General features: G+C 65.5%; 14 protein-coding genes and 1 pseudogene. 8 read left to right on the forward strand and 7 right to left on the reverse strand.

What is annotated here, in order from left to right; genetic code table 11:
• Positions 1-111 precede the first annotated feature (111 nt).
• The gene (locus ACNJYB_RS28940; protein WP_439369961.1) at positions 112-1344 is read right to left on the reverse strand and encodes a cytochrome P450; all 1233 of its coding nucleotides are present in this window, start codon (positions 1342-1344) and stop codon (positions 112-114) included.
• Between the two features lie 133 nt (positions 1345-1477).
• On the opposite strand from ACNJYB_RS28940, the gene ACNJYB_RS28945 reads away from it, so the two are divergent.
• From ACNJYB_RS28945 to ACNJYB_RS28960, 4 genes are all read left to right on the forward strand, one after another.
• Positions 1478-2089 (forward strand): TetR/AcrR family transcriptional regulator, encoded by a 612-nt coding sequence (locus tag ACNJYB_RS28945; RefSeq protein WP_439369962.1) that lies wholly within the window; start codon positions 1478-1480, stop codon positions 2087-2089.
• A gap of 258 nt (positions 2090-2347) precedes the next feature.
• Positions 2348-2761 carry a hypothetical protein gene (locus tag ACNJYB_RS28950; RefSeq protein ID WP_439369963.1) on the forward strand — a complete coding sequence of 138 codons (414 nt, stop codon included), beginning with the start codon at positions 2348-2350 and terminating at the stop codon, positions 2759-2761.
• A 155-nt stretch (positions 2762-2916) separates the two neighbouring features.
• Positions 2917-4716, forward strand: coding sequence for a peptidoglycan-binding protein (locus ACNJYB_RS28955; protein WP_439369964.1), 1800 nt, complete (start codon positions 2917-2919; stop codon positions 4714-4716).
• Between the two features lie 347 nt (positions 4717-5063).
• Complete coding sequence (locus ACNJYB_RS28960; RefSeq protein ID WP_439369965.1) at positions 5064-5699, forward strand: response regulator transcription factor; 636 nt, start codon at positions 5064-5066, stop codon at positions 5697-5699.
• A 109-nt stretch (positions 5700-5808) separates the two neighbouring features.
• Here ACNJYB_RS28960 and ACNJYB_RS28965 read toward each other — a convergent pair whose 3' ends face one another.
• Both ACNJYB_RS28965 and ACNJYB_RS28970 read right to left on the reverse strand, forming a co-directional pair.
• Positions 5809-6561: a Crp/Fnr family transcriptional regulator gene (locus ACNJYB_RS28965; RefSeq protein ID WP_439369966.1), complete on the reverse strand. Its 753-nt coding sequence runs from the start codon at positions 6559-6561 to the stop codon at positions 5809-5811.
• A gap of 334 nt (positions 6562-6895) precedes the next feature.
• Positions 6896-8191 carry an MFS transporter gene (locus ACNJYB_RS28970; protein ID WP_439369967.1) on the reverse strand — a complete coding sequence of 432 codons (1296 nt, stop codon included), beginning with the start codon at positions 8189-8191 and terminating at the stop codon, positions 6896-6898.
• A gap of 161 nt (positions 8192-8352) precedes the next feature.
• On the opposite strand from ACNJYB_RS28970, the gene ACNJYB_RS28975 reads away from it, so the two are divergent.
• A complete protein-coding gene (locus ACNJYB_RS28975; protein ID WP_439369968.1) occupies positions 8353-8937 on the forward strand; it encodes a hypothetical protein in 585 nt (194 codons plus the stop codon).
• A gap of 150 nt (positions 8938-9087) precedes the next feature.
• Here ACNJYB_RS28975 and ACNJYB_RS28980 read toward each other — a convergent pair whose 3' ends face one another.
• The 4 genes from ACNJYB_RS28980 to ACNJYB_RS28995 all read right to left on the reverse strand — a co-directional run bounded on the left by ACNJYB_RS28980 (position 9088) and on the right by ACNJYB_RS28995 (position 13771).
• Entirely contained in the window at positions 9088-10065 is a 978-nt protein-coding gene (locus ACNJYB_RS28980; RefSeq protein WP_439369969.1) for a hydroxyacid dehydrogenase, read from the reverse strand.
• A gap of 12 nt (positions 10066-10077) precedes the next feature.
• On the reverse strand, positions 10078-11931 hold the full coding sequence (locus ACNJYB_RS28985) for a TRAP transporter large permease (RefSeq protein ID WP_439375671.1): 1854 nt from the start codon (positions 11929-11931) through the stop codon (positions 10078-10080).
• Between the two features lie 20 nt (positions 11932-11951).
• Positions 11952-12983: a TRAP transporter substrate-binding protein gene (locus ACNJYB_RS28990; RefSeq protein ID WP_439369970.1), complete on the reverse strand. Its 1032-nt coding sequence runs from the start codon at positions 12981-12983 to the stop codon at positions 11952-11954.
• Positions 12984-13327: 344 nt separating this feature from the next.
• Entirely contained in the window at positions 13328-13771 is a 444-nt protein-coding gene (locus ACNJYB_RS28995) for a DoxX family protein (protein WP_439369971.1), read from the reverse strand.
• A 95-nt stretch (positions 13772-13866) separates the two neighbouring features.
• Between ACNJYB_RS28995 and ACNJYB_RS29000 the strand changes: the two genes are divergently transcribed.
• The 3 genes and pseudogenes from ACNJYB_RS29000 to ACNJYB_RS29010 all read left to right on the forward strand — a co-directional run bounded on the left by ACNJYB_RS29000 (position 13867) and on the right by ACNJYB_RS29010 (position 18302).
• On the forward strand, positions 13867-14787 hold the full coding sequence (locus ACNJYB_RS29000; protein ID WP_439369972.1) for a LysR substrate-binding domain-containing protein: 921 nt from the start codon (positions 13867-13869) through the stop codon (positions 14785-14787).
• Positions 14788-14930: 143 nt separating this feature from the next.
• Positions 14931-16420: pseudogene (locus ACNJYB_RS29005) on the forward strand (caspase family protein).
• Between the two features lie 202 nt (positions 16421-16622).
• Positions 16623-18302 (forward strand): SulP family inorganic anion transporter, encoded by a 1680-nt coding sequence (locus ACNJYB_RS29010; RefSeq protein WP_439369973.1) that lies wholly within the window; start codon positions 16623-16625, stop codon positions 18300-18302.
• Positions 18303-18304 lie beyond the last annotated feature (2 nt).

Genomic DNA, 18304 nt, shown 5'->3' on the forward strand with positions numbered 1-18304 from the left:
CCCTGCAAACCTTGGCCTTGAGGCTTCAGGCGCGCCGGAACTGCCCCTTATATAGAGGGAAGTGTGGCGAAGTCACAGCGCCTGTTGCGCGCGGAGGTTAACGCGCCGGCTTCACCAGCTCGCTGGGAGCTGCGTCAGGCCGCGCAGCACGAAGGTCGGCCGCCATTTCGGGTTCTCGACGTCGTCGATGCGCAAATCAGGCAGCCGCCGCAAGAGCGTGGCGATGGCGATCTCGGCCTCGATGCGCGCCAGTTGGGCCCCGAGGCAGAAATGGATGCCGCCGCCGAAGGACAGCGGCTTCACGTTCTGCCGGGTAACGTCGAGCCGGTCGGGGCGATCAGGGTACACGGCGGGATCGCGGTTGGCCGAGCCGAGCAGGCAGAGCACGGTCTCGCCCTTGGGGATCCGCCTGCCGCCGAGATCCTCGATGTCCTCGAGCGTGACACGTCCGGTCATCTGCACCGAGGAGTCGTAGCGCAGAAATTCCTCGATCGCGCCCACCATCAGCTCCGGCCGCGCCTTCAGCAGCGCGAGCTGGTCCGGATTGCGGTGAAGCGCCAGCAGGCCATTGCCGATCAGATTGACGGTGGTCTCGTGACCGGCGCCGAACAGCAGGATGATGTTGGCCGTCAGCTCCTCATTGGTGAGCTTGTTGCCGTCCTCCTCGGCCTGCACCAGCTGCGTGATGAGGTCGTCGCCGGGATTTTTGCGGCGCAGCTCGAACAGCTGCTGGAAGTACATCTGCGCCATCATGTTGCCGGCGTTGCCCTTGGCGATCTCCTCCTTCGAGAGCGGCACGGGATCGAGCAGCCGGCCGCCGTCGCGCGAGCTCTTGTAGAAGACCTCGCGATGGTCCTCGGGGATGCCGAGCATGTCGCAGATGATGGTAACGGGCAGGCGGAAGGCGAAATCCTCGATCAGGTCCATGTGGCCGCGCGCGATCACGGCATCGATGGCCTGGTCGACGATCTCCTGGATGCGCGGCCGCATGTCCTCGACCCGGCGCGCGGTGAAGGCTTTTACGACGAGGCCGCGCAGGCGCGTGTGATCCGGTGGATCGGACTGCAGCATCCAGTGGCTCATGCTGCGGAACACCGGCTCGTCCATGATCTTTTCGCTGTAACGGCGTTTGGACCGCTCGACGAAATCCTTGCCGAAGCGCTTGTCGCGCATCACGAGGCTGACGTCGGCGTGGCGGCTGGCGACGAACTGGCCGAACGGCGTCACGTGAATCGGATCGATCGCGCGCAGCCGGTCGTAATGCGGATAGGGATCGCGGATGAAGTCCGGCGACAGCGGATCGAACAGCGGATCACCGCCTGCGGGTTGCACTTGCTGGTTCATGGTGACCTCAATCGGTTGCCGCATGACACGCATACGCAAGGCACCCTGCCCGGCGTTACCATCCCCAAACTGCTGAACTTCTGCAACTCGATACATTCTTGTATCGAGTTGCATTCTGCCCTAAGCTGCGCCGATGTCAAGGGTGAGAACCAGGCCGACCAGGGACGACACGCGCGACAAGTTGTTCGAGGCGGCCGCGCACGTGTTCGAGGAGGACGGCATCGGCGGCGCCAGCATCGAGGCGATCGCGGCGGCCGCGGGCTTCACCCGCGGCGCGTTCTATTCCAACTTCAAGAGCAAGGACGAGCTGATCATCGCGATGCTCGAGGACCATGTCGAGCAATCGATCCGGCGCAACATGGACATCCTCGCCCAGCACGACAATCTCGACGATTTCATCGCGGCCCTGAAGGCGATGGATCGCAGCAAGCAGGACCCGCTCGGCCGCGCGCCTCTCCTTCACATGGAGATGATCCTCTACGTCGCGCGCGCCGAGAAGCGCCGCCCCGAACTCGCAAAACGCCTGCGCGCACGGCGCAAGCTGGTCGCCGACATCGTCGAGGCGACATTGAAGGGCAACGCGAAGGGCGACACGGTGAACCCGCCCTGGATGGCCTCCATCGTGCTGGCCCTGGAAGACGGCTTCCGCCTGCACCGGCTGATCGATCCCGAGACGACACCGGCCGACAGCTTCTTGCGCGCCATTACGGATCTGCGGCGAAGGACGGGGTTGGCGTCGGACTAGGGCGGCTACGCATGTGCCAAACCGCCGCAGGCTCGGCCGCGAACGACGCGACGCGATCGACAAACGTCCGCGGAACAACCTGGGTCGCCGTTCAACCATCGCGATCAGTCCTGAGGCGACCGCCATCAGGAGATGCGAGATGATGGAGGTGAACGCTCGTTTATCTTCATGACTCTTTGTCGCTCCCGAATGCACGGTTGCAACTTTTGCCCGTCGTTGATGTTGGGTCGGCATCACATCACCAGAGGAGGACAGCAGATGAAGACCGCGCTAGTTCTGGCAACCGTCGGCACGCTCGGCCTGAGCGCGGTGGCAGCACCGACGCCCGCGGAAGCCCATTGGCGTGGCGGCTTCGGTCCGGCGCTGGCAGGTGGATTGATCGCAGGCGCCGTGATCGGCGGCCTCGCCTCTTCCGCTTACGCGTATGGGCCGGGTTACGGCTATTACGGCCCGGGCTACGGCTATTACGGCGGCGGCTACGCGCCGGCGTATTACGGCGGCTACGAACCGTATCCCTGGGGCGGCTACACCAGGACCTACTACAGCACTGGTTATGCCCCCGCCTATGACGGGTACCGCTATCGCCGCGTCGTGCGTCCGGCCTACGCCTATTACGGCGGACCGTTGCCGCGCCGGCACTTCTATCACCATCGTTGGCACCATCACTGGTGATGTGAAGCGCCAAAGACAGGCCCGGCACGGATCGCTGAGCCCGTTGGAATGATGACCACTCGAAGCCTTGGGCTTCGACCTGAGAATTCAACGCGTGCGGTCGCATCAGGACGGAACCTGAGCCGTCGCAACGAAAGCAAACCAAGGAGCTTCAGATGAACACGAGGAAGAACAAGTTTTTGCTGACCACGGCAATCCTGCTCGCCGGCGTCAGCCTCGCATCGGCGCAAGGCATGCGTGAAGGTGCCGGCGGAAGCGGCATGAGCAGCGGTAGCGGTGCCAGCGGAGGTGCTGCGGAACACGGATCCGGCGGCGCCACATCGCAGGGCGCAGGTGCTGCCTCCCGCGGCGAAGGAATGACGCAGGGCCGCACGGGCGGCCGGGCTGAAGGTTCCTCTGCGGCGCAAGACAGCCGGCGGGCCGCGGACAAGGGCGACAAGCAGACCACCGGTCAGGGTCGCGACCGCGAGGATTCGCGTCAGTCGCAATCGCAGCCGAACAAGCAAGGCAAGGACCAGACGATCGGCGAGAGCCGTGGCGACAGGGACCAGGCGCGTCAGTCCAAGTCCGAGAGCGACAAGAGCGGACAGAAGGAGCAGACCGTCGGACAGAGCCGCAGCGACCGCGACCGTACGCATCAGTCGCAGGGCACCGACCAGAACAAGAGCACTGACCCGAACAAGAGCACCCCGGGCGCCAATACCAGGGACAATGCCCAGGATAGGAATGCACAAGGCAAGAATGCCCAGGGCAAGAACGCGCAGGGTCAGAGCACGACGACCACCGGCGCGAACACCCAGGGCACCGCGCCAGACAAGAACACCGCGCAAGACAAGAACGCACAAGACAATCACGCGCAGAGCCCGAGCACGACAACGACCGGCGCGAACACTGGCGCCAGCGCCCAGGGTAACGTCCAGAACCAGAGTGCCCAGCAGGGTCAGGGCATGACGACCGGCACCAACGCGCAAGGTCAGGCCAACGCTCAGGCTCAGACCCAGGGCGCGGGCACCCAGAGCATGTCCGGCCGCGTGCAACTCAATCCGCAGCAGCAGGCGACGCTGCAGCAATCGGTGCTGAGCTCACGCAACGTGGACAGCGTGCGCGTCAACACCAATTCCATCAACTTCGGGATCAGTGCCGGCGTGGTGGTGCCGCAGGGCATCGCCGTGGTTTCGGTCGCGGATTATCCCGCGCTGATCGACGTCTATCCCGACTACCGCGACGACAGCTTCTTCGTAGTCGACGACGAGATCGTCGTCACCGACCGCAGCCGCAGGATCGTCGACGTCATTCCCGCGGGGCCGCGGACGCACTATGCCCGGAGTGGTGGCTCCAGCGGAGGTGGCGGCAGCGTCGCTGCGCTGAATCTCAGCCCGGACGAGATCCGCGTTGTTCAGCGGGTCCTGATCGAACGCGGCATGCTGTCCGGCGAAGCCGACGGCGTCATGGGGCCGGGGACACGCAGGGCATTGATGACCTTCCAGAGACAGGAGGGCTTCGAGGCCAGTGGCACGATCGATACCCGCACCGTTGCTGCGCTCGGCGTCTCCAACCAGATCCGCGCCACGCAGGGCCAGTCGACGACGGTTGGCCAGGGCCAGAACAGCCAGACGGCGCCGCAGAACACGACCGGGCAAAGCACCGGCCAGAGCAGCGTGCCGGCGCAGCAGAACCAGACCACCGGTCAAGCCCCGCAGAACCAGCCGTCCACAACCGGCCAGGCTCAGCAGAACCAACCGGCCACAACTGGTCAGGCTCCGCAGAACCAACCGGGCACCACGGGCCAGGCCAGCACGCAACCGCCGTCAGGCCAGACCACCGGCCAGGCTCCGGCACAAAGCAACGCGCCGTCCCCCAGTCAGCCCAGCACCAACCAGAACACGCAGACTGGACAGACCAACCAGAACAGTGCGCCGCCGCCTTCGACGTCGAGTCAGCCAAGCCAGAAGTAGAGCGGCTGACCACGCTTTCGAGCCCCGCCTCCCGGCGGGGCTCTTTCGCTGCGGCCTGCGGCATTGAAGGCGATGACCAGCAGCGGGCAGAACGAGGTTATGTCGAAACGCCAGGTATTCGGACAGTGGCGCGCTCGTTCGGTCCTGTCTCGCGTCGATCCCCATTTGCGATCAAAAGGACACACTCCACGTCCGCCGCCGCATGCTGTCACAGATTTGATTTGCACCCCGCGATTGCCGGACGTAACTGCCACTCGAGAGCGACGTGATCCGGCACTGACCGAGAAGGCGCTGCACCAACAGCAAGAAAAGCAAGCACGCGGCTACTTTTCGTTCAGGAGAATTCATTGCCCGGCATCGTCCATGTCGTGGATGACGACGCATCGTACCTTTCGGCCATCCAACAAGTTCTAGAGGCAAGCGGTTACCGCGTCGCCACCTATGCATCGGCGCAGCAACTGCTGGAGCAGCAGCCCGACGAAAACAAGGGCTGCATTCTGCTGGATGTCAGGATGCCGGGCATGAGCGGGATCGAGTTGCAGAGCCGCCTGACCGAGCGCGGCTCGACACTGCCCATCATCTTCCTGAGCGCATATCAGGACGTCAGCATCACCGTGAAGGCGATCAAGGCGGGCGCGGACGACTTCTTGATCAAGCCTGTTGGCCCGGTTGATCTCCTGAAAGCCATCGCACGCGCGATCGCGCGGCATCGCAACGCGCGCGAGCTCGACGGCGAGCTGGAAGCGCTACGGGGCCGGCTTGCGACGCTCACCCCGCGCCAGCGGCAGGTCTTCGAGATCATCGTCCAGGGCAAGACGAGCAAGCATGCCGCGCGCGAGCTCGGCAGCACAGAGCGGACCATCAAGGCGCATCGAAGCGCGATCATGGACAAGCTTCAGGTCCAGTCGGTGGTCGAACTCGTCAGGATCGCCGAGCGGCTCGGCGTGCTCGGAGCAAAGGACGAGCCGGGAATGGCGGTATGAGCCTGACGCGGCGGTTCACGGTTTTTCGGGTCGACATCAGCGACAAATCCATCCGCCGCTCAGCGTGGGGCTGATCCGGGTGACGCTGGTCGCTCGCGACAATGGCAATTCACCCGCTATGTGGGTCGGCGTAGTCGATGCGCGAGGTCGCGCCGTATTTCGTCGAGAAGATCTGCTCGACCTCGCGATGCATCGTGCCATGACATTCGCACGCTGCGGCCGCGAGTCTTGCTCGGTCGATCTCGATGCGGCCTCGTCGATCAGATCTGATCGCGCCGGATGCACGCAGATTGCGCATCAGGAGCGTCACGGTCGTTCGGCGCACACCGAGCATTTGCGACAGCGCCTCCTGAGTGAGAGGCAGGACATCGTCGTCGATGCGGTCGCAAATGTGCAGCAGCCAGCGTGCCATCCGGGCTTGCACCGGATGTAGCGCATTGCAGGCTCCGCCGCGCTGAAGCTGTACCAGCATCGCCTTGATGTGAATCTGGATCGCGTGCCGGATCGCGGAGCTTCGGTGAAACGCCGCGTGAAATCGCCGCGCCGGGATTCGCGAGGCGGTCCCCGCCGCACGAACGATGGCGGTAAGACCCGAGGATGACGGTCCAAACACGGAGAGAGTACCTATTGCCCCCTCGCGACCGATCAGGGCGCTGGCAACGGTCTGGCCGTCCGCCAAGTCGACCATCAGCGAGACCGCACCGCTATGAGGAAACAAGACATAGTCGACCGGATCACCGTCGTGCGAAATCGACGCGTCCTCGAGCAGCGCGACAGTCTCCAGCTCGGGCGCCAGCAGATCGAAATCGGCAGACGGTAGTGCTGCCAGGAGGCGATTACCAATTCCGCCAACTTGTCTCACTGCGGGTGGCCCACGAAATATCCGCTTTCACCACTCCGAGCGACGCGAAACAGAGGTCTTAGCATTTGCTCTGATCTGTCTTCGCGACCCGCACCAAGATCCAGTCCACTGACAAAGCATCCTCACGCTCAACGACAAAACCGTTTGCCACGGGGGAAATTTCCTCGTGCGCTCAATGCGATCTAGATGCAGGCGAGGCGCGGATTAGACAACTGCAAATCAGGTATGGGTAACACCGTATGGGGCAAGTTCCGTCCCAGCCGTTCCTTTTGGTCCTCGGGTTCCATTAGGTCGCGCACGACGAGCCGCCGAAGGATCTTGATGCGTCCGGAACCTATTCGCACGCCGGTGCAAGCCTGTGCAGCCGCCCGGCCACGGCGCGCACCTTGCCCGGCGAGGCCCGCCACACCGACAGCGCCGACAAGCCGCTCACGACCATTGCGATGGCAAAGGCGAGCGTGTAGTCGCCGGTGCGATCATAGAGCAGGCCGGTGAGCCAGGGACCGGCCGCACCGCCCGCCAACGCCGCCAGCATGATGGTGCCGAAGATGCTGCCCTGGTGCCTGCCCTGAAAGATCTCGAACACCACCGCGCCCATGATCGAGGTGAGGCCGTAGCCGAGCGCGCCCTGCGTGAACACCATGACGTAGACCAGCCACAGCGACGGCTGGAACTTGAGCGCGATCAGCGCCGCGAAACAGATCGCAAAGCCTGCGCAGCTGATCGCCCAGACCCACTCACGGCCGATTCGATCAGAGACGTGGCCGAGCACGATCTGGCCGGGAATGCCGAGCAGGCTGACGATGCCGAGCGCCCACACCGCGACACCGGGGCTGAAGCCGATATCGAGCAGGAATTTGGTCTGGTGCACCTGCACCGCGTACCAGATGTACAGGCCGGAGAAATAGCCGACGGCAATCCACCAGAACCGCGCGGTCGCCACCGCGCGCTTCAGCGTCCATTCGGTATTGACCCAGACCGGATCGACCACGTTCGAGATCGGCTTTGCGGCGCCGGCGCCAGGTGCGGCATCGCCGTCCGCCTGCAGACCGATATCCTCGGGGCGCTTGTGCAGCAGCAGGTTGATCGGCGCCAGCGCGATCAGGACGAGCAGGCCCATCGCCGTGCAGGCGGTGCGCCAGCCGGCCTGCTCGATCATGTGCTGCACCCATGGCAGCAGCGTCACCGAGCCGATGCCGACACCGGCAAAGGCGATGCCGATGGCAAATCCGCGCTTGCGGATGAACCAGTTCGGCAGGAACAGCGACTGGCCGGAATAGCCGAGACAGACGCTGCCGGCGCCGACCATGACGCCGATGGTGAGATAGAGATGCCAGGGCTGGCTGGTGAGCGGTGCGAGCAGCAAGCCGCCGCCCATCAGCACCACGCCGAGCTCCATCACCGCGCGGGGACCGGCGCGATCCATCAGACGGCCGATCAGCGGGCTCGCGACGCCGGAGGCGACGAAGCCGAACGAGAAGGCGCCCGCGGTGATGCCGCGCTCCCAGCCGAATTCGGAGATGATCGGCGGAAAGAACAGAGAGAAAGCGGTGCGCGCGTTGACGCCGATGGCCATGGTGACGAACGTCACCGCGACCACGACCCAGCCGTAGAAGAACGGAAGCCGCATGGTGTTTTTATTTCATCCCTAGACGGTGCTACCGACCATCCGGGGCCGTCTGGGTCAAGCGATTTTCGCGAGATGCCCCTAGAGCGGGAGCGCAATCGCATTTGGGAGCGCTCTCCCGCGGCCCATCCTTCGAGACGCCCGCTTTGGGCGGGCTCCTCAGGATGAGAGATGACGACCGCGTCCATGAGATCCCCAAGTCCCAGGCGCTGACAACGGCAAGCTGCATGTCCGAGCGGCCATTGGTGACGATCCCGACTTTGATGCCATTGCCCCGGAGCTGGCGCAACAGTTCGGCCGCGCCCTGTCGCAAGCGGCAGGCCTTTGGAAACGACCGCAGATACCTTCAAAAGGCGCTCGTCAGCGTGCCGTGCTGGCGGAAACTCTCGGCCCAACTCCCTGTAAACCTGATCCTTCCAGACCCGGCCGCGCTCCTCGAGCTCGACGAAGCGCTCCGCAAACCGTACAGCATCGGGCACTTGCATCTCCAGAAGTCGACGAGCCTGGGAGATGACGAACGCTGGAATGGCGGCAGAACGATCGAGAAGCGTGTCGTCAAGGTCGAACAGAACTGCTCGCTGCATTGCCACTCGCACGTTGCACCGACAACCGTGGCGCCGTGGAATGAATATGGACGAGCGCCATCACCTCGGCAACAGGAGCATCCGCCGCGACCGTCTTGCTTCCTAACGATCGGATTTCCTGCCGTTCGACTGGCCGTAAGGCGGCTTGGTGTCGGGATGATGTGAGGCAGGCGCTCAGAGACACGCCGATCAGGACGGCGCATACCGCAGTGATCAGAACCTTCATCTGCTCAATCCTGCTCAATGAACCTTTTCACAACGGGCAGGGAACTTTGACGTCGCGGGTCGGAACGAGGTTCGAGGCAGGGCGAGCTTTCAGGGCCGCCTACTCCACCGCTCGGCGTTGACGGCGCCTTGCGGCACCTCGCCCCGCACGATCGCCTCCACCTGCCGCACGGTTTCCAGCGACTGGTACTCGATCGCCTGCGGCGTCAAACCGCCGACATGCGGGGTCGCGATGACGTTCGGCAGCTTCGCAAGCTCGGGCGTCGGCATCTGGTCCGGTGCACGACCGACGTCCATCGCAGCACCTGCGATGCGGTTCTCGCGCAGCGCGCGTGCCAGCGCCGCCTCGTCGACGAGATTGCCGCGGGAGAGATTGATGAAGACGGCATGCTTCTGCATGCGCGCCAGCGCGGCCTCCCCGATCAGGTTCTCGGTCTGCTCGTTGGCGATGGCGAGGCAGACGACATAGTCCGATGCGGCGAGAAGCTCGCCGAGACCGACTTGCCGGATTGCGGCAACGGTGACGGTTGCGAAGGGATCGGAGACCAGCACCCCCATGCGCAGCGCCTTTGCGATCTCGGCGAGATAGCGCCCGATGCTGCCATAGCCGATGATGCCAACCTTGCTGCCGGCGAGCTGGCGGCCCATCCGTGCTTCCGGCTTGCGGCCGGCCTGATAGTCCGCGGTCGTCCGCGACACGCCGCGCGAGAGATCGACCATGAAGCCGAGCGCGAGCTCGGCGACGGCCTGCACGAAGCCGGGCCCCGCGCGGGTCACGAGCACGCCGGCCTCCGAGGCTGCGTCCACGTTGACGTTGCGGATGTCGACGGCGCAGCGGACGAACGCACGCAGACGCGGCAACTGCGCAAAGATCTCACCGCGCCCCTCCGTCATGCGATCGGCGACGATGATGTCGACGTCCTTGGCGGCGCGCACGAGGCCGGCTGCATCCAAAGTCTCATCGCTGTCGTGCAGGATCACCTCGGCGGCCGCGCGCAGGCCGTTCAGGCTGCGATCGCCATAGTAATTGCGCCGCATCCCCGGCGTGTGCGCGAGCAGAACCTTCACGACAAGACTCCTTCAGTAGCCGAATGCCCGCGGCAGCGCGGTCGAGAGCCATGGCACGAAGGCGATGACGAGCAGGCAGAGGAACAGCAGGCCCAGATAGCCCATGATCGGCTTCACCGTCTGCTCGATCGGCACGTTGCCGATCAGGCAGGCGCCGTAGAGCCCGAGCCCGAGCGGCGGCGCGAACAGGCCGATGCCCATCGCGATGACGAGCACGACGCCGAAATGCAGGGGATCGACGCCGAGCTGCACCGCGACCGGCAAGAGCAGCGGCCCGAAAATGATCAGCGCGGCCGCGCCTTCCAGCACCGAGCCCATCACGATCAGCACGACGATCGCGAGCAGGATGAACAGCCAGACGCCCGAGGTCTTCGACAGCCCCAGCATGAAGTCGCCGACCGCGTGCGGCACCTGCTGCAGCGTCAGCGTGAACGCGAGCGACTGCGCGGCGGCGACGATGAACAGCACGAGGCCCGCGCGCGTTGCAGCCTGGACGAAGCTGTGCGCGGCCGTCCTGAAGTCGAGCTCGCGAAACACCAGGCTCCCGACGACCAGCGCATAGGCCACGGCAAAGGCGGAGATTTCGGTGGCCGTGGCAAAGCCGCTCTTGAAGCCGAAGAAGATCATGAAGATCAGGCCGAACGCGGCGATCGCGCCGCTCCAGAGCCCGGACACCGGCGCCTGCGGCGCGACTTCCTCGGCTTCCGCCGGCGGCTTGCCGAAGATGATGGAGACCGCGATCAGCACCAGCGCCATCAGCGCGGCCGGCAGCAGCCCGGCCATGAACAGGCCGCCGATCGACAGGTTGGCGACGAAGCCGAGGATGATCAGGTTGATGCAGGGCGGAATGGTTTCCGCCATGACCGCGGAGGCCGCCAGCAGCGCCACCGCGCCCCCCGGATTCTGCCTGGAGCGGCGCGCAGCCGGGATCAACACCGAGCCGACCGCGGCGACATCCGCCATCTTCGAGCCTGATATCCCCGAGAACAGCACCATCGAGGCGACCATCACGACGTTGAGGCCGCCGCGCATGCGGCCCACCGCGCGCTGCAGCAGCTCGATCAGGCGTACCGACATGCCGTTGGCTTCCATGAGGTAGCCGACGAGGATGAAGAACGGGATCGCTAGCAGCACGAAATTGTCGATGCCGCGTGCCATCTGCTGGGCGAAGATCACGCCGGGCAGCGCGCCCTCGACCCAGATGAAGATCAGCGCGGCGAGCGCCAGCGCAAAGCCGATCGGCAAGCCGCCGAACAGCGTTGCAAAGAAGCCGATCAGCATCAAGGTGCCTGCCGACGGCACCGAGGACGGCGACAGATAATCCCAGGCGAGATAAAGGCCGGTCACCGCGATGATTGCGACCAGCCCCCTGACGATATCAGGCAGCGGCCGCGCGCAGAGATGGTCGATCGCGAACACCGCCATGAACAACGCACCGATGCCCATCGGGTAGAAGGTCAATTCCAGCGGCAGCCCGGAGCCGGTGGTCTGGCCGGCGGTGAGCGAGCCCAGCTTGATGGCATTGTAGGCGACATAGCCGGAGATCAGCACGATCAGCAGCGCGCTGGCGGCATCGACCAGCGTGCGCAGCCGCACCGGCAACAGGTCGCGGAAGAAGGAGACGCCGACATTCTCGCCGCGCGCGAGCGCGCTCGCCGCGCCGAAGAAGGCCGAGCCGACCATCAATCCGCGGGCGACGTCGTCGGACCATTCGACCGGCGCGTTGAAGAAGAAGCGCAGCAGCACGGAAGCGCAGACCACCACGAGATCGGCGGCCAGCAGGATGGCCGCGATCGCGTCGCTGAGGCGAAGCAGAAGCGTCATGCTGCCGTGGCGGCCGCCCGAGAGCGGCACGGCCCCTGTCATCGCCATTTCGGACTTGGCCATCAGGCTTGCGTCGCGCGGATCATGTCGATGACCGGCTTGGATTCCGGCCGCGCCTTGATGAAGTTCTCGATCTGCGGCGCGACGCGCTTCTTGAAGGCTTCGCGGTCGCATTCGGCCACCGTCACGCCCTTCTCGCCGAGCGCCGCCAGCGCCTCCTTCTCGACTGCGAGCCCATGAGCACGTGTGTCGACCGCGGCCTTCTTCGCGGCATCGAGAAAACCCTCGCGCAGCTTCGGATCCATGCGGTTGTAGGTCATGTCGCTGAAATAGATCGCGAGCGGCGAGAAATTGTGCTGCGTCAGCCCGTAGAATTTCGACGTCTCGAAGAACTTGCTGGCGAGGATCGTCGGCGGATCGTGCTCGAGGCCATCGAGCACGCCGGCCTGCAAGGCCGTATAGATCTCGCCGAACGCCAGCGGCGTCGCAGCCGCCCCCATCAGGCGCAAACATTCGGTGATGACGGGGTTGGGCAGGGTGCGGATCTTGAGGCCGGCGAGATCCTCCGGAGTCTTCACCGGCTTCTTCGCCAGCACGCTGCGCGAGCCGAAATTGTAGGCCCAGGCGATGATGCGGATGTTGCCACCCTTGAGCAGGGCATCCTCGATCGGCTTGGCGGCGCCGGCATCGAACGCCTTGGTCTGCTGCGGGAAACTCGAGAACAGGAAGCCGAGATCGAAGGTGCCGACCAGCGGTACCAGATTGGCCGAGATCGACGAGCCCGACACCATGAGGTCGATGACGCCGAGCTTCACCGAATTGATGACGTCGATCTCCTGGCCGAGCTGGTTGTCCGGAAAAAACGCGACCTCGACCTGCTCGCCCAGCCCATTGCCCTTCAGGTTCTTGACGAGGTTGTCGTAAAAGACGCGGCCGTTGGCGTATTTGGGATCGTTCGGCAGCGAGGAGGAGCATTTCAGCTTCATCGTCGCAGCCTCGGCGCGGCCGATGATCGCGGGAGAGAGAACGAGGCCGGCGGTGACCGCCGCCGATGACTTGATGAACGCGCGACGGTTCACGGGCACGATGGTCATGGTGCGGTCTCTCCCCAATTATTCTTTTTGCAGCCGCGATCATTGTCGCGGCGTGTTGGCTCGACTGTATGGCCAAAGCGACGGCACAGGCAAGGGATGCGGCGGCGGCGTCGCGATGGCACGAGCGACAGGCGCTGTGCGGAAGCCGCGACGGAACGCCTTTGTTTATCGGTGTTTTCGCGCATGCCGCACGGCAGCGACAACTCCTGCCATGCAGGATTGCGAGGGATCGATCCAATTCAGGTATGGATCAATGCCGAACGCATATCGATTGGATTGTACGAAGCACACGAACGAAAGCCGCGGGATCGTGGTCCCGCGGCTCGCGAGGTCTAAGCTAAACGTCAGCGCGAATGCGCGGCGCTGAGCTGGCCGCCCGCAGCGTGGACATCACGCGAGGGACGCAGCGCGTGGGCGCCGTCGCCGAGCAGGGCCTGCGCCGCGAGCGCGATCGCCCAGAAGGCGGGGAATTCCCAGCCGCCCTTCGGATTGGTGAAGAAGAAGCCGGCCGCGCCATGCACCGTGAAGATCGCGCCGAGCAGGATCGGAATGCCGGCCAGCGCAGCGTAGCGGGTCCAGACGCCGAGGATGAGGGCGACGCCGCCGAGAACTTCCACGGTCATGATGAGATAGGCGAGCTCGGGCGGGAAGCCGAGGCTGCCGAAGAACTTTGCGGTGCCAGCCGGGGTGAACACGAACAGCTTCAGGCTGGCATGGGCGAGGAACAGCGCGCCCAGGGTCACGCGCAGCACCAGTGCGGCATAAGGGGCGGTACGGGAATCGATCATGGCGGTCTCCTTTGCGGCGCACCATGATCTATTCTCAAATCGATGATAATCTGCTATTTTCGAAATATACTTCACACCAATGGAGTGAGTAGCTCTTGCTCGACCGCCTGACCAGCCTGGAAGTCTTCGCGAAGGTGGCCGCCACCGGCAGCCTCTCCGGCGCGGCCCGGGCGATGGGACTATCGCAGACCATGGTCACCAAGCATGTCGCTTCGCTGGAGACCCGGCTCGGCACAAAGCTGTTCCATCGCACCACGCGGCGGCTCTCCATCACCGAGGCCGGACGGAGCTATCTGGAAGCCGCCGAGCGCATCCTCGCCGACATGGAGGCCGCCGACGCCGCGATCGCGCTCGAACGCGTCGAGCCGCGGGGGCTGCTGCGCGTCAATGTCCCGGTCGTGTTCGGCACAAGACAGATTGCGCCTGCGATCGCAGAGTTCTCGGCAGCCCATCCCGAGGTCACCGTCGAGCTCGGTCTCAACGATCGCCTCGTCGACCTCGCCGAGGAAGGCTGGGACCTCGCGATCCGCATCGGCAGCTTGCGCGACTCCAGCATGGTGGCCCGAAAGCTCGCGCCGAACCGCCTCGTGGTCTGTGCCGCACCTTCCTATCTTGCCAGCCACGGCACGCCGCGCACCGTCGCCGACCTCGCCGGGCATAATTGCCTCGGCTACACGCTCTCGCAGCAGGCGAGCGCGGCGGAATGGCTGTTCGGCGCCGAGGGCGAGATCCGCGTCCAGGTCAGCGGCACCTTGCGTGCCAACAACGGCGATGCGCTGCGCGCGGCGACGCTGGCCGGCCTCGGCCTTGCACGACAACCCACCTTCATCATCGCCGATGATCTGCGCTCGCGCGCACTGGTCGCGCTGCCGCTCGACCAGCCGGAGATCCAAACCTCGGCGGTGCATGCGGTCTACCTGCCCGACCGCCGACCGCCGGCCAAGGTGCGCGCCTTCATCGACTTTCTCGCCGCGCGCTTTGCGCCCGTGACGCCCTGGGACCGCGGACTGCCGTGAGGCGCTACGGCCGGACGCGCCGGCCGGGCAGACATCCTGCCCGATCTGTCGCACGCCAAGCGTGAGCCGGCGCACAGACAGTGTCATGGCCGGGACGTAGAAAAGGTGTCATCATCGCGCGCATTGCCGATGGAGGTGACATCATGCGCCGTCCAGTCCTTTCCAATTTGCTGCTTGCGTCCGGCCTTCTTGCTCTCACACAACTGACAATGCCGGCCGGTGCCGCGGCCGAAGCACGGCTCGCGCTGGTAATCGGCCAGTCCGCCTATCGCACCGTGCCGGAACTGCCCAACGCCGCCAACGATGCCAAGGGCATGACCGAGCTGCTCGGCAATGCCGGCTTCACCGTCACATCGGCAGCCAATCTCGATCAGAACGAGATGCGCGCGACGATCTCGGACTTCGCCGGCAGGGTCAGCGCCAGCGGCGCCGACACCGTCGCGCTGGTGTTCTATGCCGGCCATGGCCTGCAGATCGACGGCGAGAACTATCTGGTGCCCGTCGACCTCGATCCGAAGCGCGAGGCCGACATTCCGCTCCAGGGCGTGCGGCTGAACGACATGCTCAACACGCTCGGTGCGCTGCCGACGCGGGCGCGCATCTTCATGCTTGATGCCTGCCGCAACAATCCGTTCCCCGCGCTCAGCGGCGCCGGCCACGGGCTTGCGATCGTCGACACCAAGGCCGGCGCGCCCGGCTCCTTCATTTCCTATTCGACCTCGCCCGGCGCCGAGGCGGAGGACGGCAACGGCATCGACAGCCCCTACACCACGGCTGCGCTGACCATCGCCAAGCAGCCCAATCTGCCGATCGAGGAGGTGTTCAAGCGCATCCGCATCGCGGTGGCGCAATCGACCGACGGACGGCAGATCCCCTGGGAAAGCTCGTCGCTGACGACCGACTTCAAGTTCTTCGGCGGCGACAGCAGCGGTCAGCCAGCTCTCCCGGGCGCATCCGCCATGGCGCTCGCCAGCGGCTCGCGCAGCGTCGCGGACTGGCGCCGGGATCTGCAGGGCAAGGAGCCGAAGGCCGCCTATGAGCTCGTGATCGCGGACGACACCGTAGAGGCGTATCAGGCCTACATCGAGCTGTACGCGCAGGACGCCCGCACGCCGCGCCTGCGCACGGTCGTGGAGCGCCGGCGCCAGATGCTGGCCTGGGAGCGCGCGGTCGCGATCAACACCCGCGCCTCGTTCGAGGCGTATCTGGCGAACTGGGACAATAGCGATCTCGCGGCAACCGCGCGCAGGCTGCTGCTCCGCGTGCAGAACCGCAACTATGCCCTGCCCGTGGCCGCGGCGTCGACGCCTGCTCCGATCGCCGTCGCGATGGCGCCGACCTGCCCGTGCTCGACGCCCACGCCTCCGGCCTCTCCGGTCAACCCGGCCGTGGCGCCCGTGATCAAGAAGCGCGTCGACGACACCCCGCCGAAGCGCAAGGTGGTCGAAACGCCGCCGAAGCCGCGCCGTCCGCCGCCTGAGAACGTGGTCTACGAGCGCGCACCGCCGCCGGATCGCGGCCCGCCGCCCGCCGCCGTGATGCAAGGCATCGGCATCGGATTGGCCTCGGCATGGGCCTGGGTGGCGGCGGCGGAGGGATGGGACACGGCGACTACAACCGCGGCAGGTATTGAGAGGACGTCGCGAGATTCGGAGGGCAAACATGCCCTCCGTCATTGCGAGCGCAGCGAAGCAATCCAGATTGCCGCCGCGGTGGAATCTGGATTGCTTCGCTTCGCTCGCAACGACGTCGGATGTCGAGAGATTGCGTCTGCCGCCTTCCAATCCGGAAATGCTGTAGTCTAATCGATCGACACAGGCTTTCCGGGGACCTCGATGCCGCACGACGCCGACGCCAAGAGCGCAAAAGAGCACGCATGGCCGCTGCTCCGCTCGCTCGCCTCCTATTCGCTGCCGGGCGATCTGATCGCGGGGCTGACGCTGGCGGCGATAGCGATCCCGGAGCAGATGGCCACGGCGCGGCTCGGCGGCTTTGAGCCGCAGATCGGCTTCTTCGCGTTCATGGCCGGCTCGCTCGGCTTCGCGCTGCTCGGCGGCAACCGCTTCCTGTCCTGCGGCGCCGATTCCACGATCACTCCAATCTTCGCCGGCGGGCTTGCGGCGCTCGCCACTGTCGGCTCGCCGCAATATCAGGGGTTTGCGATCGCACTGTCGCTGATGGTCGGCGCGATGATGCTTGCCGGCGGCGCCTTTCGCCTCGGGGGCATCGCCAACCTGCTGTCGGTGCCGGTGATGGTCGGCTTCCTCGCCGGCATCTCCGTCCACATCATCGTGTCGCAATTGCCCGGCGTGCTGGGGCTGAGGTCGCCGAGCGGGCCGACGCTCGATCGCATCGGCGTGCTCGCAGGCGAACTTAACCGCAGCAATCCCTTCACGCTGTGCATCGGCCTCGGTGTGCTCGCAACGGTCTTCGTCTCCGAGAAGATCAGCGCGAAAATTCCGGGCGCGCTGATCGGGCTCGTCGTCGCGACGCTGGCCGTGATCGCGCTCGGTCTCGAGAGCAAGGGCGTGAGCGTGGTCGGCGCGGTGCCGGGGACGCTGCCGCGGCTCACCCTGCCCGAGCTTGCGCTGGAGCATTGGGTGCATCTGGTGCCGCTCGCCTTCGTGATCACGGTCGTGGTGATGGTGCAGACCGCCGCGACCACGCGCTCGTTCCCGTCCGATCCCGACAAGCCTGCCGACGTCGATCGCGACTTCCTCGGCGCCGGCGCCGGCAGCGTGCTGTCCGGCCTGTTCGGCGCGTTTCCGGTCAATGCCAGCCCGCCGCGCACGGGGATCGTCGCCGAGACCGGCGGACAATCGCAGCTCGCGGGGCTTGCAGCGGCGGCGATCGTGCTGGCGCTGCTCGCATTCGGCACCGGGCTGCTGCGGCACGTTCCGGACGCGGCGCTCGGCGGCATTTTGCTGTTCGTCGCGCTGCGCATCGTCCGCACGAAGCAGATCGTGACGGTCTACCGGCAATCCCGAAGCGAATTCCTCCTGATCCTCGCCACGGCGGCACTGATCATCGTGCTCCCGATCCAGCAGGGCGCGTTCCTCGGCATCGTGCTGTCGCTGCTGCACGGCATCTGGAGCACGACGCGGGCGCGGCTGGTCGAGTTCGAGCGCGTGCCGGGCACCACGATCTGGTGGCCGGCCCATCCGCACATCGGCGGCGAGCGGATCGACGGCGTTGCCGTGATCGGGCTGCAGGCGCCGCTCTCGTTCCTGAACGCACCGGGTTTCCGCAGCGACGTCGCGAAGGTGCTCGGCACGGCGAGGCCGCAACTCCTGGTGTTGGAAGCGAGCGGCATGGTCGAGATCGACTTCACCGCGGCGCAGATCCTGCTCGACATCTTCAAGGCGTGCAACGAGCAGGGCGTCACCGTCGCACTGGCCCGGCTGGAATCGGTGCGCGCACAGGACGCGTTCGAGCGCTTCAGATTGTACGAAGCCCTGCCCCGCGAGCGCGTCTTCCACAGCGTGGACGAGGCCGTGCGCAAGCTGGCGAAATAGTC

The sequence above is a fragment of the Bradyrhizobium sp. SMVTL-02 genome (assembly GCF_051853005.1).
Lineage (GTDB): Bacteria > Pseudomonadota > Alphaproteobacteria > Rhizobiales > Xanthobacteraceae > Bradyrhizobium.